The sequence below is a fragment of the Hyphobacterium sp. SN044 genome, from assembly GCF_021864465.1.
Taxonomy (GTDB): domain Bacteria; phylum Pseudomonadota; class Alphaproteobacteria; order Caulobacterales; family Maricaulaceae; genus Hyphobacterium.
This window is the reverse complement of the sequence record NZ_JAKKUV010000005.1, coordinates 163,301-185,891: the sequence shown is the minus strand read 5'-3', so window position 1 is coordinate 185,891 and position 22,591 is coordinate 163,301. Positions and strand designations below refer to the sequence as shown.

The 22,591-nt window shown below is 64.6% G+C and carries 21 protein-coding genes and 1 other RNA gene; 17 read left to right on the top strand and 5 right to left on the bottom strand.

The genetic code is table 11. The annotated features are described in order from the left end of the window. Positions 1–80 precede the first annotated feature (80 nt). From pseB to L5876_RS08820, 4 genes are read left to right on the top strand one after another with little or no spacing between them, the layout of a single operon-like run. Positions 81–1,091 (top strand): UDP-N-acetylglucosamine 4,6-dehydratase (inverting), encoded by a 1,011-nt coding sequence (gene pseB / locus L5876_RS08835; protein ID WP_236955889.1) that lies wholly within the window; start codon positions 81–83, stop codon positions 1,089–1,091. Between the two features lie 30 nt (positions 1,092–1,121). After that, a complete protein-coding gene (locus L5876_RS08830) occupies positions 1,122–3,269 on the top strand; it encodes a tetratricopeptide repeat protein (RefSeq protein WP_236955887.1) in 2,148 nt (715 codons plus the stop codon). Further along, positions 3,266–4,429, top strand: a complete 1,164-nt coding sequence (gene pseC, locus L5876_RS08825) for a UDP-4-amino-4,6-dideoxy-N-acetyl-beta-L-altrosamine transaminase (protein ID WP_236955886.1) — start codon at positions 3,266–3,268, stop codon at positions 4,427–4,429. Before L5876_RS08830 ends, pseC begins: the two co-directional genes overlap by 4 nt. 5 nt (positions 4,430–4,434) lie before the next feature. Beyond that, on the top strand, positions 4,435–5,394 hold the full coding sequence (locus L5876_RS08820; RefSeq protein WP_236956016.1) for a Gfo/Idh/MocA family protein: 960 nt from the start codon (positions 4,435–4,437) through the stop codon (positions 5,392–5,394). Positions 5,395–5,581: 187 nt separating this feature from the next. Here L5876_RS08820 and L5876_RS08815 read toward each other — a convergent pair whose 3' ends face one another. Then, positions 5,582–6,739: a glycosyltransferase family 2 protein gene (locus L5876_RS08815; protein WP_236955885.1), complete on the bottom strand. Its 1,158-nt coding sequence runs from the start codon at positions 6,737–6,739 to the stop codon at positions 5,582–5,584. Positions 6,740–6,794: 55 nt separating this feature from the next. Here L5876_RS08815 and galU point away from each other — a divergent pair, with 55 nt between their 5' ends. Next, on the top strand, positions 6,795–7,670 hold the full coding sequence (gene galU / locus L5876_RS08810; protein WP_236955883.1) for a UTP--glucose-1-phosphate uridylyltransferase GalU: 876 nt from the start codon (positions 6,795–6,797) through the stop codon (positions 7,668–7,670). On the opposite strand, the gene L5876_RS08805 is transcribed toward galU, so the two are convergent. Together L5876_RS08805 and L5876_RS08800 are read right to left on the bottom strand one after the other, a co-directional pair. Next, positions 7,667–8,014: a hypothetical protein gene (locus L5876_RS08805; protein ID WP_236955882.1), complete on the bottom strand. Its 348-nt coding sequence runs from the start codon at positions 8,012–8,014 to the stop codon at positions 7,667–7,669. The two genes, galU and L5876_RS08805, sit on opposite strands and share 4 nt — an antisense overlap. Further along, positions 8,004–8,993 (bottom strand): NAD-dependent epimerase/dehydratase family protein, encoded by a 990-nt coding sequence (locus tag L5876_RS08800; RefSeq protein ID WP_236955881.1) that lies wholly within the window; start codon positions 8,991–8,993, stop codon positions 8,004–8,006. Before L5876_RS08800 ends, L5876_RS08805 begins: the two co-directional genes overlap by 11 nt. Before the next feature lie 116 nt (positions 8,994–9,109). On the opposite strand from L5876_RS08800, the gene L5876_RS08795 reads away from it, so the two are divergent. From L5876_RS08795 to L5876_RS08770, 6 genes are all read left to right on the top strand, one after another. Next, positions 9,110–10,315 carry a glycosyltransferase family 4 protein gene (locus L5876_RS08795; RefSeq protein ID WP_236955880.1) on the top strand — a complete coding sequence of 402 codons (1,206 nt, stop codon included), beginning with the start codon at positions 9,110–9,112 and terminating at the stop codon, positions 10,313–10,315. Positions 10,316–10,362: 47 nt separating this feature from the next. Further along, positions 10,363–11,499, top strand: coding sequence for an AGE family epimerase/isomerase (locus L5876_RS08790; RefSeq protein WP_236955879.1), 1,137 nt, complete (start codon positions 10,363–10,365; stop codon positions 11,497–11,499). Then, positions 11,496–12,575, top strand: a complete 1,080-nt coding sequence (locus L5876_RS08785) for a mannose-1-phosphate guanylyltransferase/mannose-6-phosphate isomerase (protein ID WP_236955878.1) — start codon at positions 11,496–11,498, stop codon at positions 12,573–12,575. Before L5876_RS08790 ends, L5876_RS08785 begins: the two co-directional genes overlap by 4 nt. Beyond that, positions 12,572–13,633, top strand: coding sequence for a glycosyltransferase family 2 protein (locus L5876_RS08780; RefSeq protein ID WP_236955877.1), 1,062 nt, complete (start codon positions 12,572–12,574; stop codon positions 13,631–13,633). The genes L5876_RS08785 and L5876_RS08780 overlap by 4 nt, the downstream gene beginning before the upstream one ends. Before the next feature lie 28 nt (positions 13,634–13,661). Then, positions 13,662–15,485: a glutamine--fructose-6-phosphate transaminase (isomerizing) gene (glmS, locus tag L5876_RS08775; RefSeq protein ID WP_236955876.1), complete on the top strand. Its 1,824-nt coding sequence runs from the start codon at positions 13,662–13,664 to the stop codon at positions 15,483–15,485. Positions 15,486–15,575: 90 nt separating this feature from the next. Next, positions 15,576–16,718 carry a DegT/DnrJ/EryC1/StrS aminotransferase family protein gene (locus L5876_RS08770; RefSeq protein WP_236955875.1) on the top strand — a complete coding sequence of 381 codons (1,143 nt, stop codon included), beginning with the start codon at positions 15,576–15,578 and terminating at the stop codon, positions 16,716–16,718. A 3-nt stretch (positions 16,719–16,721) separates the two neighbouring features. On the opposite strand, the gene L5876_RS08765 is transcribed toward L5876_RS08770, so the two are convergent. Continuing rightward, positions 16,722–17,003, bottom strand: a complete 282-nt coding sequence (locus tag L5876_RS08765; protein ID WP_236955874.1) for a hypothetical protein — start codon at positions 17,001–17,003, stop codon at positions 16,722–16,724. Positions 17,004–17,257: 254 nt separating this feature from the next. Here L5876_RS08765 and cysD point away from each other — a divergent pair, with 254 nt between their 5' ends. Both cysD and cysN read left to right on the top strand, forming a co-directional pair. After that, positions 17,258–18,109, top strand: a complete 852-nt coding sequence (cysD, locus tag L5876_RS08760; RefSeq protein WP_272906936.1) for a sulfate adenylyltransferase subunit CysD — start codon at positions 17,258–17,260, stop codon at positions 18,107–18,109. After that, positions 18,109–20,001, top strand: coding sequence for a sulfate adenylyltransferase subunit CysN (gene cysN, locus L5876_RS08755; RefSeq protein WP_236955872.1), 1,893 nt, complete (start codon positions 18,109–18,111; stop codon positions 19,999–20,001). The genes cysD and cysN overlap by 1 nt, the downstream gene beginning before the upstream one ends. Positions 20,002–20,184: 183 nt before the next feature. Here the strand turns inward: cysN and cysQ are convergent, their stop codons facing one another. Continuing rightward, entirely contained in the window at positions 20,185–20,985 is an 801-nt protein-coding gene (gene cysQ, locus L5876_RS08750; protein WP_236955871.1) for a 3'(2'),5'-bisphosphate nucleotidase CysQ, read from the bottom strand. Between the two features lie 137 nt (positions 20,986–21,122). On the opposite strand from cysQ, the gene L5876_RS08745 reads away from it, so the two are divergent. The 4 genes from L5876_RS08745 (at position 21,123) to L5876_RS08730 (ending at position 22,577) form a co-directional block, all read left to right on the top strand. Beyond that, complete coding sequence (locus L5876_RS08745) at positions 21,123–21,449, top strand: DUF4164 family protein (RefSeq protein WP_236955870.1); 327 nt, start codon at positions 21,123–21,125, stop codon at positions 21,447–21,449. Continuing rightward, positions 21,449–21,805 carry a cell division protein ZapA gene (locus tag L5876_RS08740; RefSeq protein ID WP_039712164.1) on the top strand — a complete coding sequence of 119 codons (357 nt, stop codon included), beginning with the start codon at positions 21,449–21,451 and terminating at the stop codon, positions 21,803–21,805. Before L5876_RS08745 ends, L5876_RS08740 begins: the two co-directional genes overlap by 1 nt. Positions 21,806–21,839: 34 nt before the next feature. After that, positions 21,840–21,999, top strand: a non-coding RNA gene (gene ssrS / locus L5876_RS08735) — 6S RNA. Between the two features lie 2 nt (positions 22,000–22,001). Next, positions 22,002–22,577: a 5-formyltetrahydrofolate cyclo-ligase gene (locus L5876_RS08730; protein ID WP_236955869.1), complete on the top strand. Its 576-nt coding sequence runs from the start codon at positions 22,002–22,004 to the stop codon at positions 22,575–22,577. Positions 22,578–22,591 lie beyond the last annotated feature (14 nt).

The window sequence follows — 22,591 nt, the reverse complement described above, 5'->3', positions numbered from 1 at the left end:
CGCGCGCGCTTGACGCGGACTGGCCCCGCCACTAAGCACCGCTCGACTTCACGCAGGTCCGCACGCACAGGGGAATACGCATGGACGGGTTGAATATTCTGGTTACCGGGGGCACCGGATCGTTCGGCCACGCCTTTGTGTCGCATGTCCTGAACAATTACCGGCCGAACAAGCTGATCATCTACTCGCGCGACGAGTTCAAGCAGGACCGCATGGCCAAGACCTTTGCGGACCACAAGAATTCCGACGTTCTCAGCTTTTTCATCGGCGATATCCGCGATGCGGCGCGCCTGTCCTTCGTGATGAAGGGGATCGACATCGTCTTCCACGGCGCGGCGATGAAGCAGGTCGTGGCCTCGGAATACAATCCGATGGAATGCATCAAGACCAACATCCTCGGCGCGGAAAACCTGATCGATGCGGCGATCCGCAATGACGTGCCGAAAGTCGTCGCAGTTTCGACCGACAAGGCTGTGAAGCCGATCAACCTTTACGGTTCGACCAAGGCGTGCATGGAAAAGCTGTTCATCGCGGCCAACCTGCTGGCCGGCGAGGGCGGCACCCGCTTCTGCAACTGCCGCTACGGCAATGTGATCGGCTCGCGCGGCTCGATCATCCCGATCTTCCGCCGGCTCGCCGAAGAGGGCAAGCCGATGCCGATCACCGACGAGCGCATGACCCGCTACTGGCTGCGCATCGAGGACGGCGTGAAGTTCGTCGATCATTGCGGTCAGATCTTCCGCGGCGGCGAAACCTTCGTGAAGAAGGTCCCGTCGATGAAGATCACCGACCTGGCGCGCGCCATCCAGCCGGGCTGCGAGCTGAAGATTGTCGGCATCCGTCCCGGCGAAAAGCTGCACGAGGCCATGGTCTCGGAAGAGGAAAGCCTCTTCACCTATGAGTATGAAGACAAGTTTGTCATCATGCCGCAGATCAAGATGGGCGCGTCGACGGACGACACCACCTATGAGGGCGAGACCGGCAAGGCTGTTCCGGTCGGCTTCTCCTACACCAGCGAGAACAACACGCTCTGGCTGGAACCGCAGGAGATTCTGGACCTCATCCGGGAGACGGGCGTCATCTCCGAATAACCGAACGGCGATCCGCCGGGGGAGGCAGGAGTGCGTCAGTTCTTTGCCAGGCTGATCCGGTTTGCGAAGCGGATCATGTACCGCTTCTCCGCGTTCGTATTCGGCCTCCTGTTCAAGATCATACCGCCCCGGCGTGTTCAGCCCGTGGTGCAGGTATTTGCCCATGTCCTGCCGCTGGGCATCGTTTCGGCGGCGTGGCGGCGCATCCTCTACGCGGCGCACTATCGCTTTGTCGCCTGCGAGTGGTCTGAGTGGGCCTACGAGCGCCACAAGCGCCCGCACACCACGATCGCCCTGCTGCAGGACCTTCTCGCCACCAAGCAGTTCGCACGGGCGGCCGAAGTGGTCGAAGAGGCGCGCCGCATCCTGCTCTCGAAGCCGAAATGGGAAGGCTTCTCGAAGAATCTCGACGACTATCAGACCATCCTGATGATCGAGACCGAGGGGTTCCGCCCGGAAATGGAAGGTGCGCTGATCGGCCGTTCGATCATCGCCGACTATTTCTACAAGCGCGCCTGGGACTGGCATTCCATGATGGCCAAGGCGCCGCTCGTCCAGGCCGTCGAGATCTACTTCATTGCGATGAATTACGAGCCCGCGGCCGTGGTCTATGGCTGTGAGGTGCTGCTGAAGCCGCACGAGCTCTGGAACTATATCGAGCGCTTCATCGGCCGGTCCGAGCAGGTCCACAAGCTGCGCAGCGCGCGCGACACGCGCATGTCGCGCCGCCGCCGCGTAAGGAAGGATCTGGCCCGGCTGTCCGCGCTCGAGGTCAACGCCCTCATTCTATCGGGGCGGATGGACGAGGCGGCCCATCGTCTGAAGGAGGCCTCTGCCACCGATCTCGACCTGCTGCCGGTGCGGGCGTTGTTTGAATCGATCCAGGGCAATCACGCCGAGGCGATCGCGCGCATGAATGATGCGCTCTATGCCACGGAAACCAGCCCCGAAACCCAGAACATGATCGCCGAGGCGCTCTTCTTCATGGGCGTGGAGATCGAGGAATCCCGCGACTTCGCGCTGGCGCGGGAATACTACCGCCGTGCCGTCGGCATCGTCGGAATCAAGTCGTACATGCCGGAATCGGCCTACCGCTATTTCTCGCTCGCGGCCGGTCTCGGAAACTGGGATGAGGCACTCTTCATCCTGCGCCAGGCCCATTTCTCGATCTGGCGGAATTTCGCCCGCTTCGCCAAGCGGATGAAGATTCACATGCGGATCAAGCGAAAGCGCCTGATTCCGCAATACTCGACGCTCTTCCTCGGCGGTCAGGGGGTCGGCGACGAGATCATGCGGCTTGCCATCCTGAAGCAGACAGCCAACCCCAAGGCGCAGTACGGCTATGTCTGCGACAAGCGGGTCGCGAGCCTGTTCGAGCGGTCGATGGACAATCTCACCGTTTACTCCACCTCGCGCCTGTTCGGCCCGTTCGCCGTCAGCGAGGACCAGTACTGGCTCGACCGCGAGGGCACGCCGCTCGATGCCGATCCGGGCCGGATCACGCGCGATATTCTCGACGCGATGGAGGAATATTCGGAAATCGCCATCTCCGAAGACCTCTTCCTGCACTATGTGATGCAGAAGGGCAGCTATCGCGGCGACAAGGCGCCTCTGTTCAAGGCCGCGCCGGCCGCGCGCACAAAAGTCGCGAAATGGCTGAAGACGCTTCCGCCCGCCAAGCTGAATGTCGGCATCTCCTGGCGCTCTGGCACACGCGACCTGTTCCGCTCCAAGGCCTATACCGACATCTTGCAATGGGGTGACATCCTGAAGACGAAGGACGTCAACTTCGTGCTTCTTCAGTACTCGGATTGCACCCAGGAACTGGCCGAAGTGAAGGAAAAGTTCGGCGTCGACATCCATGTGATGCCGGGCGTCGACCTGAAGGACGATTTCGAGGAAGTCGTTGCCCTTTGCGAAAAGCTCGACCTCGTGCTGACCCCGGGCGTGGCGCTACGCGAGACCGCAGGCGCGTCCGGCGCGAACACCTGGTCGCTGACCACGACGCCACACCTGCCCGACTGGTGGCGGATCGCGTCGGAAGACAACGAAACCGATACGCTTTTCCCGTCGATGAAACACATCACCGCGCGCGAATATGGCGGTCGTCAGCAAGTGCTCGACGAGATCGCCCGCCGCCTGAAAATCCTCACCCAGCAAAAGAAGAAAGCCGCATGACCCGCTTCCTCGGCTATGGCCGCCAGACGATCGACGACATCGACATCCAGGCCGTTGTCGATGTCCTGAAGAGCGATTTCCTTACTCAGGGTCCAGCCGTCACGGCTTTCGAAAAGTCGATCGCCGACCTCACGGGCGCGAAATATGTCGTCGCAGTCGCGAATGGCACGGCGGCGCTGCACATCGCCTGCCTCGCGGCCGGGCTGAAGGACGGCGATGTCGGCGTGACCCAGCCGGTCACCTTCTGCGCCAGCGCCAACGCCATCACCTATTGCGGTGCGCGGGCCGATCTCGTCGATATCGACCCTGAGACCATGACGATGTCGGTCGACGGGCTGACCGCCTATCTGGCGGACCATCCCGAGTGCAAGGTCGTGATCCCGGTCTCCTATGGCGGTCTGTCGTCTTCGAACGCGGCCCTTCGCAAGGCGGCCGGCGACCGGATCATCATCGAGGATGCGAGCCATTCCGTCGGCGCGATCGGCGAGGACGGGAACATGGTCGGGACCGGCTATGCCGACATGTACACCTTCTCCTTCCACCCGGTGAAACCGATCACGACGGGTGAGGGCGGCGCGGTGGCGACCGACGATCCGGACCTTTACAAGGCGCTGCAATTGCTGCGCAGCCACGGTATCGAGCGTGAACCGGGCCTTCTTCAGAACACGGAAGATGCCGGCAAGCCCTGGTATCACGAGCAGCAGGTGCTGGGCTTCAACTACCGCCTTTGCGACATCCAGGCCGCACTCGGTACGGCGCAGATGTCCCGTCTCCCGGCTTTCATCGCGCGCCGCCGCGAAATCGCGATATTCTACGATCGCGAATTCGCCGGCATGAACCATGTCCGCCTGGTGCAGGCCCGCCCGGACCAGCGCGACCGGTCCGGCCATCATCTCTACACGATCCGCATCGACTACGATGCGGTCGGCAAGCCGCGCGAGCAGGTGATGAAGGAGCTGGCCGAGCGCCAGGTCGGCAGCCAGGTGCATTACATCCCGGTGCACAGGATGCCGTATCATGCACCGCGCTTTGAAGGCCGGTCCTTCCCCGAGTCCGACGCCTATTACGCTGAAACGCTGACCCTGCCCTGCTTCCCGACCCTGACCGACGACGAAGCAGCGCAGGTCGTCGCCGCGGTTCGCGGCGTGCTGGGTTCGTGAGCCGCATGAAGGTCGCTATTCTCGGTCTCGGCTCCATCGGCCGCCGCCACGCCCGTTGCTTCCTTGCTGCCGGTGCGCAGGAAGTGATCGGCTTCGATCCCACCGAAGACCGCCGCAAGCAGTTCGCCGACGAGATCGGCGCGACGGCCTATGGTGATCAGGACCAGGTTCTGGACATGCGTCCCGACCTTGTCCTGCTGGCCAGCCCGAATGTTTTCCACGCCTGCCAGGCGATCGCCGCGGCGGAGCGGGGGCTCAATATCTTCGTGGAGAAGCCGCTGGCCGTGACGGTCGCTGATGGCGAGGCGATCGCCGAGGCCGTGACGAAGGCGGGCGTCTACCTTCACATGGGCTCGAACTGGAAATTCCATCCGGCCTTCGCCCACATGAAGCGCATCATCGACGGCGGCGGGATCGGCAAGGTCACCGGCGTTCAGTGCGTCGTCGGTCAATGGCTGCCCGACTGGCACCCCTATGAGGACTACCGCAACATGTATTGTTCGCGGAAAGCCCTTGGCGGCGGTGCCGTCTTCGACACGCATGAGATCGATTATCTCACCTGGCTGCTCGGCCCGGTGAAGGACTTCGTCGGCATGACCGCCTGGTCCGGTGCGCTCGAGACCGAGACCGAGGACGTCGCGGCCAGCGTGATGCGCTTCGAGAACGGGGCGCTGGTCAATATCCTGACCGACTACATCCAGCGCGTGGCCCGCCGCCGCTATTACATCTCCGGCACGGAAGGCGCGCTCGACTGGGACTTCCATCGCGGCACGCTGGTGCATTCCATCTCGGGCGAACGCGAGCACGAGACCTTCGACACCACGCTCGCCGACATCAACGAGATGTATATCGCCCAGGCCAAGCAGGTACTCGACGACATCGCGAACGGCCGCAAGGCAGTCACGCCGGTGGAGCAGGCGCTGATGGTGCTTAAGCTTCAGGCGAAGTGGCGCGGCGACGCCTGAGTTTTCAATATTCACTCCACCCTGACCCTCCCCTTGAAGGGGAGGGAAAAGGTCTGCGTTCGGATCCAGTTAGGGCGTCTGAAGTTCTTATAAGCCTTATAAGGTTGGCTCCACGCGCCCGGCCCCCGCATGTCTGGCTGTGACACGTCTCTCCCTCCCCTCACAGGGGAAGGTTGGGGTGGGGTCGCTAGCGCGCGCCCTTCAATAGCCGCTCGCCCCAGACGCGGATGAATTCGGCCCGGTCTTCCAGCACGCGGGCCGACGGCGCGCCACGGCTCTGACGCTCCAGATGGACCAGTCTTGCCGCGGGTTCGAACACATTGATCAGCCCGGCCCGTTCGGCGCGCAGGCAATAGTCGACATCATTCATCTCCACCGCGAAGTCTTCCTCGAACCCGCCGAGCGCCTCGAACACCTTCCGCGAGGTTGCCAGGCAGGCCCCCGTCACCGCATCGATGCGGCGGGGGCGTTCCGTATACGGCCCTTTTACGCGGTGGCGCGTCATCACGTGATCGGTCAGGCCGTGCACGCCGACCTTGATCCCGGCGTGCTGGATCGTGCCATCGGGATAGGTCAGCAGCGCACCGGCCGCGCCGATGCCGCGCTTCATCGCCCACGCCGCGAGCCGCTCAAGCCAGCGCGGATCGCCGCCAATGACGTCATTGTTCAGAAGCACGAAGACATCGCCGGTCGCGGCACTGGTGCCGGAATTGATCAGGCGCGAGAAATTGAAATCACCGCCGTCGCGAACCACGACCGCATCGTCCCGCGCGTCGAGGCCTTTCAGATAGGCCAGCGCGTCGGCTTCGACCGACCCGTTGTCGACAACGATGAGTTCGCGGTTCGACCATTGCGCGGCGTCGAACGCGGTGGCGATCGCCTGCTTCAGAAGGTCCAGCCGGTCGCGAGTCGGAATGATCACGCTGATCTTCGTTCCGGCCTTGAGATTGGGCGCGCGGTCGAGCCAGCGCGGCGTGGCCAGCGTGGCCTTGGAACGGGCCGGGCGCGGGATCGCCTCAAGTCCGATCGACCGGGCGAGATCGCGCAATCCCGCATACATCGCGGCGCAGGCCTCGGCCTTGTATTTCAGCTTTGCTCCCGCCGGCGTGACCAGCGGCACGATCCGGATATTGCGGGGGCAGGGCAGGCCGTTGATCGTTCGGACTTCGCCGGCGTCGAGGCGCATCGGGATCAGCGCCGCCAGCTCACCGCTTTCGCTGTCGAAAACCTGCAAGCCGAGGTGGACGGGTCCGCCATGCCTGTTCGACACTTGCATACGGACCCGCCCGCTCGGCACGTCGAGCGGGATTTCGGTATCCGGCGATGTCGCGATAGAAGCGGCCATGACGTGCAGTTACCCCGACGACGCGCGCCGGGAAAGGTCAGGAGTTCAAGGACGCATGACGAAAATCCGCAAAGCCGTTCTTCCCGTCGCCGGTCTGGGCACGCGGGTTCTGCCCGCGACGAAGTCCATCCCCAAGGAAATGCTGCCGGTTTTCGACCGCCCGGCGATCCAGTATGTCGTCGAGGAAGCGCGCGAAGTGGGAATCGAGCACATCGTCTTCGTCACCGGCCGCAACAAGAGCGCGATCGAGGACTATTTCGACCGGGCCTACGAACTGGAAGACACGCTGCGCCTGAAAGGCAAGACCGACATTCTCGAGACGCTCGAGGCCGAAGTGCCCGAGGCGGGCTCGATGAGCTTCGTGCGCCAGCAATCCCCGCTCGGCCTCGGACACGCGGTGTGGTGCGCCCGGGAACTGGTCGGCAAGGAGCCCTTCGCCGTCCTCCTGCCGGACGTGATCGTCCGCGCCAAGCCGGGTTGCCTCGCCCAGATGGCCGAGGTCTATGCGCGCGAGGGCGGCAATGTGATCGCCGTCGAACAGGTGCCGGAAGACAAGGTGTCGAGCTATGGCATCATCGACCCGGAAAGCCGCGACGGCCGCGTGATGAAGATGCGCGGCATGGTGGAAAAGCCGCCCCGCGAAACCGCGCCGTCCAATCTGTCCATCACCGGGCGTTACATCCTGCAGCCGGAGATTTTCGGTCTTCTGGAGAACCAGGCCAAGGGCGCGGGCGGCGAAATCCAGCTGACCGACGCGATGGCGACGCTGATGACGCGCCAGCCCTTCCACGCGATTGAGTATGAGGGCGAAAGTTATGACTGCGGCAACAAGGCGGGCTATCTGCGCGCCTTCGTCCGATTCGCGCTCGATCACGAGGAAGAAGGCACGAACGCCCGCGCCGTGGTCGAACAGGTGCTGAAGGACCGCTAGCTGCGGCGCTCCGCCGCGCGGCGCTGCAACTCGTCCTCCAGCCGCTGGATCCGCTTGTCGAGAATCGCCACCGGCGTGACTTCCCGGTTGAGCCGCTCGAACTGCGACGCCTCGGTGAAGCCGGACACGATGCGCCGCCAGGACGCCGCCGCCGGGCGGATCAGGATCGCCCACAGCACGGCGTGCAGGAAGGCGGTCTTTATGGCGACTTCGACGCCATAGCGCGCCCAGTCGCTGCCTGACTCCGGGTCCTGCACGAAATACTGGAAGATCGCGAAGAAGACCGCGATCCCGCCGGCATAGACGGCGTGCACCTTGAGCCAGGGATTGGGTCTAGCTCGCAAGCGACCGCGCCTTGTCGCCCCGCCAGCCGAGATACCAGTCGGCGAAGCGCGCAATCCCGTCCTCCAGTTTCACGACCGGCTTGTAGTCATAGGCCGCTTCAAGCGCCGATGTGTCGGCATAGGTCAGGCTGACATCGCCGGGCTGCGGCGGCAGGTGTTCGATCTGGGCCGTGCGCCCGAGCGAGGATTCCAGCGCCTTGACGAGGTCGGTCGTCGGGCGCGGATTGGAGCCGCCGATATTGAAGATGCGGTGCGTCTTGCGCGCCGGTGCGTCGGCGCAGATGCGGGCCAGGCATTCGACCACGTCATCGACATAGGTGAAGTCGCGGCGTCCGCGCCCGGAATCGAACAGTGGCAGTTTCCGCCCTTCCAGGATCGCTTCTGCGAACTTGAAATACGCCATGTCAGGCCGGCCCCAGGGGCCGTAGACGGTGAAGAAGCGCAGGCCTGTCGCCGGCAGACCGAACAGGCTGACATAGGATTCCGTCATCATCTCGCCGGCGCGCTTGGTCGCGGCGTAGAGCGAGGCCGGGTGATCGACCGCGTCGCTTTCCTTGAATGGTCCTTCGCGCTCGCCATAGACCGAGCTCGACGAGGCGTAGACGAGATGCCCGAGCCCGTCGCCGAGGGCGCGGGCCGCTTCGAGGACGGAGAGATGGCCCTTGAGGTTCGAATGTTCGTACTCGAAGGGATGGTCGAAACCGTAGCGAACTCCGGCCTGCGCGGCGAGGTGCAGGATCCGGTCGGGGCGCAGTTCCAGCACCAGCGCCTTCAGGGCCGCGTCGTCGGCGATGTCGAGATCGCGGACGGCAATGCCGTGTTCGGCCTGCAGCGCTTCGGCGCGGCCGCGCTTCAGGGCGGGATCATAATAGGCGTTGAAACAGTCGACACCGGTAACGGACCAGCCGTCCGCCGCCAGCCTGCGGCAGGCGTGAAACCCGATGAATCCGGCTGCGCCGGTAACAAGAATGGACGCCATGTCTGGACCCCGCACGTCGGGCGCGTAACCTACGTTCGGTCCCCGCCTTGTCAATCGGCGGACCCGGCGCTACGCGCTGCAGTGTCGCGGCCTTCCGGCGCCGTAAGCGAGGTGTGATGCCCCTGAGACGATTGCTTCGCCCGATCCGCCGCGCCGCGCTGGACGCCAGTCTTTCGGGGCTGTCGCCGTCGCAATCGCCCTCCACGGGCCGCCCCATGGTCGCCGGCTTCCTCAGCGCGCCGATGGGGATCGGGGCCGGCGGGGCGCGGCTGCATGAGGGATTGTCCGCGCTCGGATTTGCGCCATCCTCCTTCGACCTGACGCCGATCTATCAGAAGGACCGCTCCATCCTGCCCTGGCCGCCGGAGGGTGAGAAGGAGGATGACGGGCGCGGCCCCGTCCTCGTTCACGTCAACGCGCCGGAATCGCCCCACGCCCTGTCGGCCGTCGGGAAGGCGCGCCTCAGGGGCCGTTTTCTCGCCGGATACTGGGCGTGGGAGCTGCCGCTCATTCCGCCCGCCTGGATCGAGGCGGCGAAGCGCTATCACGAGATCTGGGTGCCGTCGGACTTCACCGCCAATTCCCTGCGCCCGGCTCTGGGCGACAAGGTGAAGGTCGTCGGCTATCCCATTGATCCGCCTGTCATTGATGCTGAAACCGTCGCCGCGATCCGCCAGCGATATCTGCCCGATCCGGAGACCGGCTTTCTCGCCCTTGCGGCAGGCGACGCCCGTTCCTCGATGTCGCGGAAGAATCCCGGCGCCGCGATCCGCGCCTTCCGGTCGGCCTTCCCCGACCGGAACGATGTCCGGCTTCTGGTGAAGACGTCGGGCCTCTCGGCCGCTTCGGCCGCCGTTCGCCACCGCCTTGATGCGGCGATCGGCGGCGATGAGCGCATCATCCTGCATGACGATCCCCTGCCGCAGGCCGAGTTCGACGCCCTGTTCGCCGCGGCTGACGTCTTCGTTTCGCTCCACCGGAGCGAGGGCTTCGGCCTGTCCATCGCCGGGGCGCTGTTGACGGGCACGCCCGTGATCGTGACGGGATGGTCCGGAAACATGGATTTCGCCGAACTGCCCGGCACGCATGCGGTCGGTTTCACACTCGTGACCCCACAGGCCGACCAGGCTCAGTACAATCTCGCCGGGGCGGTCTGGGCCGACCCCGACGAAGGCGAGGCTGCTACGATTCTGACGGGTCTGGCGCGACCGTCGGACGCCGAACGCACGACCATCGCGTCGGCGGCCGCGGACCATTTCGCACCATCGGCCTGGCGCCAACGCCTGACACCTGCCTTTCTCGCCGCGTGTGAACGCAATTGAAGGCTTTTTGAGCTAGTCTCGCTTCAATTGGATCGGAGACTGCCCGCTTGAACGCCCGCCCTGCCTCGGACCGTGCGCTGAACTGGCTCGTGCAACACGCCCTGCCGCTTTGGGTGGACACCGGCTTTGACGCGAAAGCCGGCTGCTTCCACGAGCGGTTGATCGCCGGCCGGCCGGACCACGAGACCGTGCGCCGTGTCCGTGTCCAGGCCCGGCAGGTCTACGTCTATTCCATGGCCTACCGGCGGGGCTGGACCAAGCGGCTGGACGAAGCAGGACGGGCAGTCGAATTCCTGCTCGACAAGTGCTGGCAGGCCGACGGCGCGCCGGGCTTCGTCCATCGCCTCAATCCCGATACCAGCATCGCCGATGCGCGCCGCGACACTTACGATCACGCCTTTCACCTGATGGCCTTCGGCGCGTGGTTCGCGGCCACGGGAGAAACGCGCGCGAAGGAGATGGTCGACCGCATCCTCGACTTTCTTGACTCGCATCTCGCCGACACGCGCCATGGCGGTTTCCGCGAGAGCCTGCCGGACGCCCTGCCGCGCCGCCAGAACCCGCACATGCACATGTTCGAGGCGATGCTGGTGCTCTACGACTGCACGGGCGAGGCCCGATTCCTCGAACGCGCCTCGGAAATTTTCGACCTTTTCACCGGTCACTTCTTTGATCGCGAGGCCGGCGTCCTGCGCGAATGGTTCACGGACGACTGGTCGGTCGTGAAGGGGCGCGACGGCCGCCTGATCGAGGGCGGGCACCTGATGGAATGGGTCTGGCTGCTGAACCAGTTCGGCGAACTGGCCGGGCGTGACACCGACACCTGGTGCCGTGTGTTGTACGACAATGGCCTCGACCAGACGCTTAATCCACAGACCGGTTTTGTCTACGACGAGAATCTGGACGACGGGAAGGTGACCAAACCGACCCACCGCGCCTGGGGGCAGACCGAACTGATCCGGGCGCACGCCGTCCGCCCGGGCCGTCTGCTCGCGGCAGAGGCGGCCATGAACCGCTTCCTCGACATCTATTGCCAAGCACCGGTCGAGGGCGCGTGGATCGACCAGCTCGATGCGTCGGGTGAGGTGATCGACGCCGCGGCGCCGGGATCGACGCTCTACCACATCTTCGGCGCGGTCGACGCGGTGGACGCCGCCGTCCGGTCCTTGAGGCACGCTTCATGACGCCGGTCCGTCCGGTCATCATGTGCGGAGGGTCCGGCACGCGTCTCTGGCCGCTCTCGCGCAAGTCCCGGCCCAAACACCTCCTGCCGCTGCTCGGCGGGCGATCCCTGCTTCAGGACACGGCGACGCGTCTCCGCTCCGGCATGGCCGGGCTCGAGATCCGTCCGCCTCTCGTCATCACGGGCGCGGCCCAGGCTGACGCCGTGGCGGAACAACTGAGCGGTGCAGGAATCGCGCCCGCAGCTATCCTGATCGAACCGGAAGGCCGAAACACCGCTGCGGTGGCCGCGGCAGCCGTTGCCTGGTCCGAAACGGCAGACGACGATGCCCTCCTGCTGCTCCTGCCCTCCGATCATCACATCGCCCGGCCGGATGCCTTTGCGAAAGCGGTTGCACAGGGTGCAGAACTGGCGTCGGCCGACCGGATCGTGACGTTCGGGATCGTCCCGGATCGGCCTCATACCGGCTATGGCTACATCAGGCGGGGCGGCGCGCTGGGCGCGGGGTTTGCAGTCGACCGCTTTGTCGAGAAGCCGGATGCCGATACCGCGTCCGCCTATCTCGCCGAAGGCGGTTACAGCTGGAATGCAGGCATTTTTCTGTTCGAACCGGCTGTGATGGTCGGTGAACTCGCAACCCATGCGCCTGATATTCTTGGCAATGTCCGTGCCGCGCTTTCGTCCGCGCACCACGCGGGCAATCGTTTCGATCTCGACCCGGTCTCGTTCGCCGCATCGCCCTCCGCGCCGATCGACAAGGCCGTGATGGAAAAGACGGCGAAGGCAGCGGTCATCCCGGTCGACATGGGATGGTCGGATGTCGGGAGCTGGTCGTCCCTGTTCGAGGTTCTGGGCAAGGACGCGGATGGCAATGCCGTGTCCGGCCACGCCCGCGTCATCGATTGCCGTTCCACGCAGGTCCGCTCGACGGGTCCGATGACGGCGGTGGTCGGTGTCGACAATGTTTCGGTCATCGTCACGGACGATGCCGTGCTCGTCATTGCCAACGAGTGCTCGGAGGACGTACGCAAGGTCGTCGATGGCCTCAGCGAAGGCGAAGCGAAAGACCTGTTGTGACGTCCTCTAAGGCGCCGGTGGCCGATGTCACCGTCATTATCGTGGCCTATGCCAGCCGGGAGTGGCTTCCGCGCTGTCTCGACGCCCTGTCAAGGCAGACGGTCAAGCCGGCGCGGGTGATCGTGGTCGAAAACGGATCGCCCCCTGACACGTGCGTGACCCGGTCCGATATTCCGGCCTGGGTCGATTTCATCGAGAACGAGACCAATATCGGTTTTGCGGGGGCCAACAACCAGGCCGCCCGGCTGGCCGATACGAAATGGATCGTGCTGCTCAACCCGGACGCCTTCGCGGAACCGGATTGGCTGGCCAGGCTGCTCGATGCAGCAGGGCGCTGGCCGGATGCGAGAATTTTCGGTTCGACCCAGCTCGCTTACGGCCGGAGCGGCATTCTCGACGGGGCGGGGGACGCCTACCACGCCTTCGGACTGCCGTTTCGCGGCGGGTACGGCCTTCCGCTCAGCTATCTGCCCGAGGAAGGCGAGACATTCTCCGCCTGCGCGGCGGCGATGATGATCGACCGGAAACTGTTCATGGACCTCGGCGGATTCGACGAGCGCTATTTCTGCTACTGCGAGGATGTCGATCTGGGCTTCCGGGCCCGGCTGCGGGGCGAGATCGCAATCCAGGTCCGCGACGCCGTGGTCAAGCACGTCGGATACGGATCATCGGGGCGCTGGTCGCCCTTCGCCGTCTATCACGGCACGCGGAACCGGCTCTGGACGTTTGCCAAGAACATGCCATTCCCGTGGGTCTGGATTCTCCTGCCCATGCACGCAGCTGCGACGATCGCCCTCCAATTCGCAGCGATCCGGCGCGGCGTGCCGCTGTCATATTTTCGCGGGTTGATAGACGGTGTGTTCGGAGCGGGCCCGATCCTCGCCCAGCGAAAGGCCGTTCAGACGCAACGCGGCGTCAAACGCAACGCGATCATGCGCGTCATGGCCTGGAATCCGTTCGAGCTTCTGGGCCGAAAGCCGCACGTGATTCCCGCCTGGTCGCGAGGCGCACAAGCCGGACACGAAAACGACTTGACCGACAAGCGCGAAGCGCCTTGAACACTCCCGAACAGGAGAGACATCAAACATGTGCGGAATTGTCGGGATTGTCGGCGAAAACACGGTCGCCGAACGGCTGATCGAGGGGCTGCGGCGGGTTGAATATCGCGGCTATGATTCAGCCGGAATCGCGGTCGCGGGCCGGGACGGTCACGTTGAACGCCGCCGCGCCACCGGCAAGCTTAAGGAACTCGACAGGGTTCTCGATGCCAATCCGGCCGACGGAGTGACCGGCATCGCGCATACGCGTTGGGCGACACATGGCGCGCCGACCGAGACCAATGCCCACCCCCACCGCGCCGGTCGCGTCTACATCGTTCACAACGGCATCATCGAGAATTTCCGCGAGCTCCGCGAGGAGATGGAAGCGGCTGGCCGGACGTTCGAAACCGAGACCGACACCGAGGTCGTCGCCCAGCTGATCGACTACCAGCTCGAAAAGTCCGGCGATCCCAAGGCCGCCTTCGAAGCCACCCTGGCCCGCCTGAAAGGCGCGTTCGCGCTCGCCGTCCTGATTGACGGTATGCCCGATCTGATCATGGGCGCCCGCGAAGGCGCGCCGCTCGTGGTGGGATTCGGTGACGGCGAGGGCTTCCTCGGCTCCGATCCGCTGGCGCTGGCCCCGTTCACGCAGCGCGTCGCCTATCTTGAAGAGGGCGACTACGTCATCGTCACGAAGAACAAGACCGACATTTTCGATCGCAAGGGCCAGCCGGCCCATCGCCCGGAAAAGGTCGTCGAGCTTTCTGCCGCGCTGGCGGAAAAAGGCAATTACCGGCACTTCATGGAGAAGGAGATCCATGAGCAGCCGGAAGTCATCGCCCGTACGCTGACCCATTATGTCGACCCGCTTCGCCTCGTGGTGCGGCCGTTCGAGGGCATCGATTTCAAGGCTTATGACCGTGTGCTGATCGTCGCCTGCGGCACGGCAGGCTATGCCGGTCAGGTCGCCGGCTACTGGATCGAACAACTTGCCGGAATGCCGGTGAGAAACGAGGTCGCATCCGAATTCCGCTATCGCGACCCGGCGGTGTCTCCGCGCGATCTGGCATTGTTCATCTCACAGTCCGGCGAGACGGCCGACACACTGGCTGCGATGCGGTTCTGCAAGGAGCGCGGGCTGACCACCGCAGTTGTGGTGAATGCGGCGCATTCGACCATGGCGCGTGAGGCCGACATCGCACTGCCGACCCTGGCCGGACCGGAAATCGGCGTTGCCTCGACCAAGGCTTTCACCTGCCAGCTGGCGGCGCTCGCCATGATCGCGATCAATGCCGGCCGGTCGCGCGGACATATCGACGCCGACCGCGAGAAGGAATTGGTGACCGGGCTTCTCGAAGCGCCCCGCGACGTCTCCAAGGCACTCGAGATGGAAGACGAGGCCAAGCGCCTCGCCGCCGAACTGACCCAGTCCCGTTCCGTCCTCTATCTCGGCCGCGGCGTCTATTACCCGCTCGCCCAGGAAGGCGCGCTGAAGCTGAAGGAAATCTCCTATCTTCACGCGGAAGCCTATGCAGCCGGCGAGCTGAAGCATGGCCCGATCGCCCTGATCGAGGAAAACCTGCCTGTCGTCGTCGTTGCTCCGCACGACCATCTCTGGGACAAGACGATGTCGACAATGCAGGAAGTGGCCGCGCGCGGCGCCCGCGTCATTCTCGTCACCGATTCTGCCGGACTGGCGGCGTGCGAGGTGAAGCGCGAGGACGTGATCGTGCTGCCGGACTGCGCCCCGATCGCCTCTCCGATCGTGGCCGCGGTTGCGATCCAGCTGCTCGCCTATCACGCCGCCGTCTACAAGGGCACGGACGTGGACCAGCCGCGCAATCTCGCGAAATCGGTCACTGTCGAATAACGAAACCATTCGTGAGTTGGTAAGTTGGTCAGGGCAAACGTATAGCGCGGCAGACACTGGCCGGATTGCGGGCCCGGGAGGCCCATTGCCATGACCGACATGATCCCCTTCATCGATCTCGGCGCGCAGCGCGACCGTCTCCGCGCGAAGCTTGATGCCGCGATCGCCGGCGTACTCGACAGTGGCGCCTTCATACTCGGGCCGCAGGTCCGCGAACTGGAATCACGCCTGGCGGACTTCGCAGGCGCGCCGATTGGCCTGGCCTGCGCCAACGGCACCGACGCCATCGTGCTGCCGCTGCTGGCGATGGGGATCGGCAAGGGCGACGCGGTCTTCGTGCCGTCCTTCACCTTCGCCTCGTCGGCTGAAGTCATTCCGTGGACCCGCGCCACGCCGGTCTTCGTCGATATCGACCCGGTCACCTACAATATGGACCCGGAAAGCCTGAAGGCGGCGATCGAGATGGTGAAGGCCGAGGGCAAGCTGCGCCCCGCGGCGGTCATCGCCGTCGACCTGTTTGGCCAGATGGCCGACTATCCGGCGATCAAGGCGATCTGCGACGAACACGGGATGAAGCTCATCTCTGATGCAGCGCAAGGTTATGGCGCGACGCTGGACGGCAAGCATTCGATCGAATGGGCCGACGCGCTGACCATCAGCTTCTATCCGGCCAAGCCGCTCGGCTGCTACGGCGACGGCGGCGCGGTTCTGGTGAAAGACCAGCACATTGCCGACCTGATCAAGTCCTACCGCGTGCATGGCGAAGGCAAGGAACGCTACGAATACGCCCGCATCGGCCTCAATTCGCGTCTCGACACGCTGCAGGCGGCCATCCTCCTCGTGAAGCTCGACGCCTTCGCCGAGGAACTCGTCCTGCGCCAGAAGGCGGCCGACGCCTATGAGAAGGGCCTCAAGGGCGCGGTGAAGACGCCGCAACTGGCCCAAGGCGCGACCTGCACCTGGGCGCAGTACACGGTCGAGGTCGATGATCGCGACGCCTTCCGCGCCTATCTCTCCGCGCGCGGCGTTCCGACCGCTGTCTATTATCCGATCCCGCTGCACATGCAGGCCCCTTACGCGCCCTTCCCGGTCGCGCCGGGCGGACTGCCGGTGACGATGAAGGTCTGCGACCGCGTCGTGTCCCTGCCGATGCATGCCGACATTCGCGGCGAGGACCAGCAGCGCGTCATCGAGGCGGTTCAGGCCTATGCCGCGGAGCGCGCGGCGGCCTGAGGGTCAGGAAGCCGAGAAAAGCTCGACGATTGCGACGATCATGAAGATCGTCAAAATCAAGAAAAGCCCACCCAAAGCGATGAATTCTTTGCGGCCCTGTTCGCTCAAGAGGAGTATTGTCGGGACGCTGCACGCAACGACGATCATTCCCGCAAGACCAGTGCCACCGATCATGATTGCATGGGCTATCGACAGGCCTATCGCGCCGACGACATACACGCCGATCAGACCAAAGGCGATCTTTCGTGCTCCGTCGTATTCAAATGGCGTCTTCCAGTCCTGCATGCTCGGCAGCGCCCTCCTGCTTACTGTATAGGACGTCTCGGTGCCAGTATATCAGAACCGCACCGGATTCGTGACAGCACAGGCGGTTTGCGCCATGGTCCGTCCCCGGATTTGCGGGGGAGTCGGGTGTGTCTGACGGCGCGCTTTCACAAACGCTGAATGCCTATGCGGACCGCTTTGCCTCGGGCCAGCGCAGCCGTGCGCGGCCGTTGTCGGCGCATCTGAAGGCACTCGAAGCGGAAAGCCTTCACATCATGCGCGAGGTCGCGGCCGGCTTCGCCAATCCGGTGATGCTCTATTCGATCGGCAAGGACAGCGCGGTGATGCTGCACCTGGCGCTGAAGGCCTTCTGGCCATCGCGCCCGCCCTTTCCCTTCCTGCACATCGACACGACGTGGAAATTCCGCGAGATGATCGCCTATCGCGACACGCTCGCGGCGGCGCTCGGCCTGACGCTTCATACCCACACGAATCCGGACGGGCTGGCGCGGGGCATCAATCCGATCGGTTCCGGATCCAGCCTGCACACCCAGGTGATGAAGACCGAGGCGCTGCGCCAGGCCCTCAATCACCACGGCTTCGACGCGGCCTTTGGCGGTGCCCGCCGCGACGAGGAGAAATCCCGCGCCAAGGAACGCATCTTCTCCTTCCGCGACGCCAATCATGGATGGGACCCGCGCGGCCAGCGACCGGAGCTCTGGAATCTCTACAACACGCGGATTCGCAAAGGCGAATCGATACGTGTCTTCCCGCTGTCGAACTGGACCGAGCTCGATATCTGGCAATACATCCTCGAAGAGGACATTCCGATCGTGCCGCTCTATTTCGCGGCGCAGCGCCCGGTGGTGGAGCGCGACGGCACGATCATCATGGTGGACGATGATCGGCTTCCGATGCGCGCCGGCGAGACCCCCGCAATGCGCACCATCCGCTTCCGCACGCTCGGCTGCTACCCGCTGACCGGCGCGATCGAGAGCCGCGCGGCGACGGTCGAGGATATCGTCATGGAGATGCTGACGGCGCGGACATCGGAACGCTCCGGCCGGCTGATCGACCACGACGAGGCCGGGTCGATGGAGAAGAAGAAGCGCGAGGGCTATTTCTGATGTCCGGCGCCGAACGCTCCGCCCTGATCGACCGCCTCTCGCGCTCCGGCTCGAAGGGCGTGTTGCGCTTCATCACCTGCGGTTCGGTGGATGACGGCAAGTCGACCCTGATCGGCCGCCTGCTCTATGATTCCAAGCTGCTGTTCGAGGATCAGCTCGGCACGCTGGAACGCGATTCGAAGAAGCACGGCACGACCGGCGGCGACATCGACTTTGCCCTCTTGCTCGACGGGCTCGAGGCCGAGCGGGAACAGGGCATCACCATCGATGTCGCCTATCGTTTCTTTGCCACCGAGAAGCGGAAATTCGTCGTCGCCGACACGCCCGGCCACGAACAATACACGCGCAACATGGCGACCGGCGCCTCTACCGCCGACGCGGCCATCATCCTCGTCGATGCGCGCAAAGGCGTTCTGACCCAGACGCGCCGCCACACCTGGATCGCGCACATGATGGGTATCCGCCACATCGTGTTGGCGGTGAACAAGATGGACCTGGTCGACTTCGACCGCGCCCGGTTCGAGGAAATTCATGGCGCTTACCGCCAGGCGGTCGCCAGCCTGCCCTTCGAGACGATCACGCCCATACCGTTGTCGGCGCGCTTCGGCGACAATGTGACGGCGCGCTCCGTGCAGATGGACTGGTATTCCGGCCCGGCGTTGCTCGAATTCCTCGAAAATCTGGAGGCCGGATCGGGGCTGGCCGGCCAGCCCTTCCGCTTCCCGGTCCAGTGGGTGAACCGGCCGAACCAGAATTTCCGCGGCTTTTCCGGCACGATCGCGTCGGGCCGGATCGCCCAAGGCGATGCCGTCGTGATCGCCCAGTCGGGCGCTGAGGCAAAGATTGCGCGCATCGCGACCGCCGACGGCGATCTCGACTCAGCCGGTGCAGGGGATGCCGTCACCCTGGTGCTCGACCGCGAGGTCGATGTGGCGCGCGGCGACATGATCGTTCCCGCGGACGCCCGCCCCGACGTCTCAGACCAGTTTGCCGCCGAGATCCTCTGGATGAATGAGGCCGAACTGCTGTCCGGGCGCTCCTACCTCCTGAAGGCCGGCACGGCGACCGTCCCGGCAACGATCACGACGATCAAGTACGGCATCGACGTGAACACGTTCGAGAAGGAGCCGGCCAAGTCCGTCGCCCTTAACGGCATCGCGCTGTGCAATCTTTCGACGGGCCGCCCGATCCCCTTCGATCCGTATGAGGACAATCGCGCCACGGGCGCCTTCATCCTGATCGACCGCTTCTCCAACCAGACCGTCGGGGCGGGGATGATCCGCCACGGCCTGAGGCGCGCCGACAATATTCACGCCCAGGCCATGGACATCACCAAGGCCGAGCGCGCGCGGATGAAGGGCCAGAAGCCCGCCATCATCTGGTTTACCGGCCTGTCGGGTGCGGGCAAGTCGACCATCGCCAACATCGTCGAGAAACGTTTGAGCGCCGCCGGTCACCACACCTACTCGCTCGACGGCGACAATGTCCGCCACGGGCTGAACAAGGATCTGGGCTTCACCGACGCCGACCGGGTGGAGAATATCCGCCGCATCGGCGAGGTCGGGAAACTCTTCGTCGATGCCGGCCTGATCGTGACCTGTTCCTTCATCTCGCCCTTCCGTGACGAGCGCCAGATGGTCCGCGAACTGGTGGGTTCGGACGAATTCATCGAGGTCTTCGTCGATGCGCCGATCGAGGTCTGCATCGCGCGGGACCCCAAGGGGCTCTACCGCAAGGCGCAGGAAGGCAAGATCAAGAACTTCACCGGCTTCGACAGTCCCTATGAGGCACCCGAATCCCCGGAAATCCACCTGCACACGGCCGATCTTTCGCCCGAGGACGCCGCCGAGCGCGTGATTGCGATGCTGCGGGACATGGGAAGGCTGAGCTGAGGCAAACGCCCGCCTTCCCCTCGCCCCTTTCAGGAGGAGACGGTGGCGCGCAGCGCCGGGTGAGGGGGACAGCCACTCACCGCAATTTCGGAGCAGAACCCCTCATCCGCCCTTCGGGCACCTTCTCCCCTTCAAGAAGGGGAGAAGGGACTCAATGCCAATGCCGTTGATCTTGAGGAGAAACTAGCGCCGTGCCTTCGCGATGAAGGGGCCGTTGCGGTAGCCGGCCTCGGTCTTGCCGTAGAGGAAATCCGTACCGTCGGGCTGAATCACGTGCCCGCCCGCGGCCTGCAGCACGGCATGCCCTGCCGCCGTGTCCCATTCCATTGTCGGACCGAAGCGCGGATAGACGTCGGCCTTGCCTTCCGCCAGCAGGCAGAACTTGAGTGAGGAGCCGGCGGACACTGCGTCGGTGACGCCGGCCTGGTCGGCCCAGGCCTTCGTTTCCTCGTCGAGATGCGACCGGCTCATGACCGCCACGAGGTTGGTTCCGGTCAGGTCGCGTCCGGAAACGGGGACCAGCAGATCCTCGCGCACGTCATCGCCGGCCGCGACCGGTCCCGCATAGGCGCTGGCGCCGCCGCAATAGAGCCGCTTCAGCGCGGGCGCGAAGACGCAACCGGCGATCGGGCGGCGGTGGTGGATGAGCGCGATATTGACCGTGAACTCGCCGTTACGATTGACGAATTCCCGTGTTCCGTCGACCGGGTCGACCAGAAAGAAGTGATCTTCCGTATCCGGACGGATACCGGCTTCGAACTGCTCCTCGGCCAGTACGGGAATGCCGGGAAAGATGCTTTCAAGTGCCTCGAGAATGACGGCTTCGGCGCGCTCATCGGCGTCCGTCACGGGAGATTTGTCCGACTTGTTGCGGGCTTCGAAATCGCTGTCGTAGACGTTCATCACCGCCACGCCGGCGCGGGCTGCGATCTGCGCCAGCGCAAGGGCGATCTGGTCAGGTTCGGCGGCGCGTCTGAGCGGCATGGAACGGTCCTCGTCCGGGGTCGGTGCCGGTTTCTATGGCGCAGCGGCCGGGTCTTCGCAACGCGCTCTGCGTCGCAGAACCGACATTCTTCATCCATTGCTTGAACTTTCGCGCGCAAAACGCGATTTTGCGCGCCATGACGAATTCTGAGTCCGAGTCCGATCCGCTCGACGCGGCATTGACCCGTTTCGATTCCGCACTGGAACGGGTCGAGAAGATGACCGCGCGCCTGCGTTCGAAAGCCGATGCCGCATTGAATGCGACCGAGGAAATGGGCGCCTACGACGCCGACCGGGCCCGCCTCGCCGACGCGCTCGACGAAGCCCGGGCCCGTGAGGCCGCGCTGGTCGAGGCGGCCGAGGAAGCCTCCATGGCGCTCGACGGCGCGATCCGCGACCTGCGTGCCGCGGCGATTTCGGTCGAAACGGCCGGGGACGAAGAAGTCGACGAGGAGGAGGCCTGATGGGCAAGGTCTCCGTCACCATCAATGGCCGCGCCTTCACCATCGGCTGCGAGGAAGGTCAGGAGGCCTATCTTCGTGATCTTGCCCGTCATCTTGATGGTCATATCCGTGATCTTTCCGGTCAGGTCGGCCAGATCGGCGATCTGCGGCTGCTTCTGATGGCCTCGCTGGTGGTCGCCGACGAACGCCGCGAAGCGGTCCGCCGGGTCGAGGCGCTCGAAGCGGAGGTCGAAACCCTGAAAGCCGCCGACCGGGGGCGGGCGGAAGGGCTGAGGTCCGATCGCGAGCGTCTCGCGCGCAGTATCGACAAGGCCGCGGAACGGCTCGAAGCCCTCGTAGCAGCGTCGGACACTTGAGTATGGACCCGCGCCGCGCCACATATCGCGATGGCGGTATCTGCGGCGTGCGTTTGGGTCTACCATCCCGCCGACCGTACATCTCCTATAGGGAGCTGCCTCTGCCCGGGATCGTGGTCCCATGCACGCGGCGCCCACCTGACTTGTCAGGTCGTAGGGGAAGGTTACGACCCGACGGCGCAGGTGGAACCGCCACATGTTTCTGAGCTGGCGCAAGAAGAGGGCGCGCAAGGCCGCCCAGGCCCGGCGCATCATGGCGCACCGGACGCACCCGGACGCCGGCCGCGCGCTCGTCCGGCATTTCCCCGACGAACTCTGGCCTGCCATCGGCACGGTGGTCGCGGGCTATCGCGCCTTCGGTCCGGAGATCGATGCCGGCCCGCTGATGGAATCCTTCCATCTCGAACAGGTCCGCCTGGCCCTGCCGCGCGTCGTCGGGCGCGGCCAGCCGCTGGCCTTTCACCATTTCACGCCCGGCGATTCCCTGATCAAGGGACCGTTCGGCGTCGAGGAGCCGGGCGAGACCGCCGACCGGGCGACGCCGAAACTCGTCCTCGTGCCGCTTCTGGCGGCCGACCTCAGGGGGCATCGTCTCGGCTATGGCGCGGGCTATTACGACATGACGCTCGCCGCGCTCAGGAAAGCCGGACCGGTCACCGCCGTCGGGCTCTGCTATGACGAGCAGATTGTCAGATCGGTGCCCGCTGGCAAGCTGGACCAACCGGTCGACTGGATCGTCACCGAACGGCGCGCGATCAGGATCCCGAAATGAAAGCGCCCCGGACC

What these genes read in the sequence shown, in the direction of transcription:
- galU (WP_236955883.1), top strand. Translation starts at nt 6,795, where the DNA reads ATGACGAAAATCCGCAAAGCCGTTCTTCCCGTCGCCGGTCTGGGCACG.
- L5876_RS08820 (WP_236956016.1), top strand. Translation starts at nt 4,435, where the DNA reads ATGAAGGTCGCTATTCTCGGTCTCGGCTCCATCGGCCGCCGCCACGCC.
- L5876_RS08740 (WP_039712164.1), top strand. Translation starts at nt 21,449, where the DNA reads ATGGGCAAGGTCTCCGTCACCATCAATGGCCGCGCCTTCACCATCGGC.
- L5876_RS08770 (WP_236955875.1), top strand. Translation starts at nt 15,576, where the DNA reads ATGACCGACATGATCCCCTTCATCGATCTCGGCGCGCAGCGCGACCGT.
- cysD (WP_272906936.1), top strand. Translation starts at nt 17,258, where the DNA reads ATGCGCGAGGTCGCGGCCGGCTTCGCCAATCCGGTGATGCTCTATTCG.
- pseB (WP_236955889.1), top strand. Translation starts at nt 81, where the DNA reads ATGGACGGGTTGAATATTCTGGTTACCGGGGGCACCGGATCGTTCGGC.
- pseC (WP_236955886.1), top strand. Translation starts at nt 3,266, where the DNA reads ATGACCCGCTTCCTCGGCTATGGCCGCCAGACGATCGACGACATCGAC.
- glmS (WP_236955876.1), top strand. Translation starts at nt 13,662, where the DNA reads ATGTGCGGAATTGTCGGGATTGTCGGCGAAAACACGGTCGCCGAACGG.
- L5876_RS08815 (WP_236955885.1), bottom strand. Translation starts at nt 6,739, where the DNA reads ATGGCCGCTTCTATCGCGACATCGCCGGATACCGAAATCCCGCTCGAC.
- L5876_RS08730 (WP_236955869.1), top strand. Translation starts at nt 22,002, where the DNA reads ATGTTTCTGAGCTGGCGCAAGAAGAGGGCGCGCAAGGCCGCCCAGGCC.
- L5876_RS08800 (WP_236955881.1), bottom strand. Translation starts at nt 8,993, where the DNA reads ATGGCGTCCATTCTTGTTACCGGCGCAGCCGGATTCATCGGGTTTCAC.
- cysN (WP_236955872.1), top strand. Translation starts at nt 18,109, where the DNA reads ATGTCCGGCGCCGAACGCTCCGCCCTGATCGACCGCCTCTCGCGCTCC.
- cysQ (WP_236955871.1), bottom strand. Translation starts at nt 20,985, where the DNA reads ATGCCGCTCAGACGCGCCGCCGAACCTGACCAGATCGCCCTTGCGCTG.
- L5876_RS08745 (WP_236955870.1), top strand. Translation starts at nt 21,123, where the DNA reads ATGACGAATTCTGAGTCCGAGTCCGATCCGCTCGACGCGGCATTGACC.
- L5876_RS08795 (WP_236955880.1), top strand. Translation starts at nt 9,110, where the DNA reads ATGCCCCTGAGACGATTGCTTCGCCCGATCCGCCGCGCCGCGCTGGAC.
- L5876_RS08765 (WP_236955874.1), bottom strand. Translation starts at nt 17,003, where the DNA reads ATGCAGGACTGGAAGACGCCATTTGAATACGACGGAGCACGAAAGATC.
- L5876_RS08785 (WP_236955878.1), top strand. Translation starts at nt 11,496, where the DNA reads ATGACGCCGGTCCGTCCGGTCATCATGTGCGGAGGGTCCGGCACGCGT.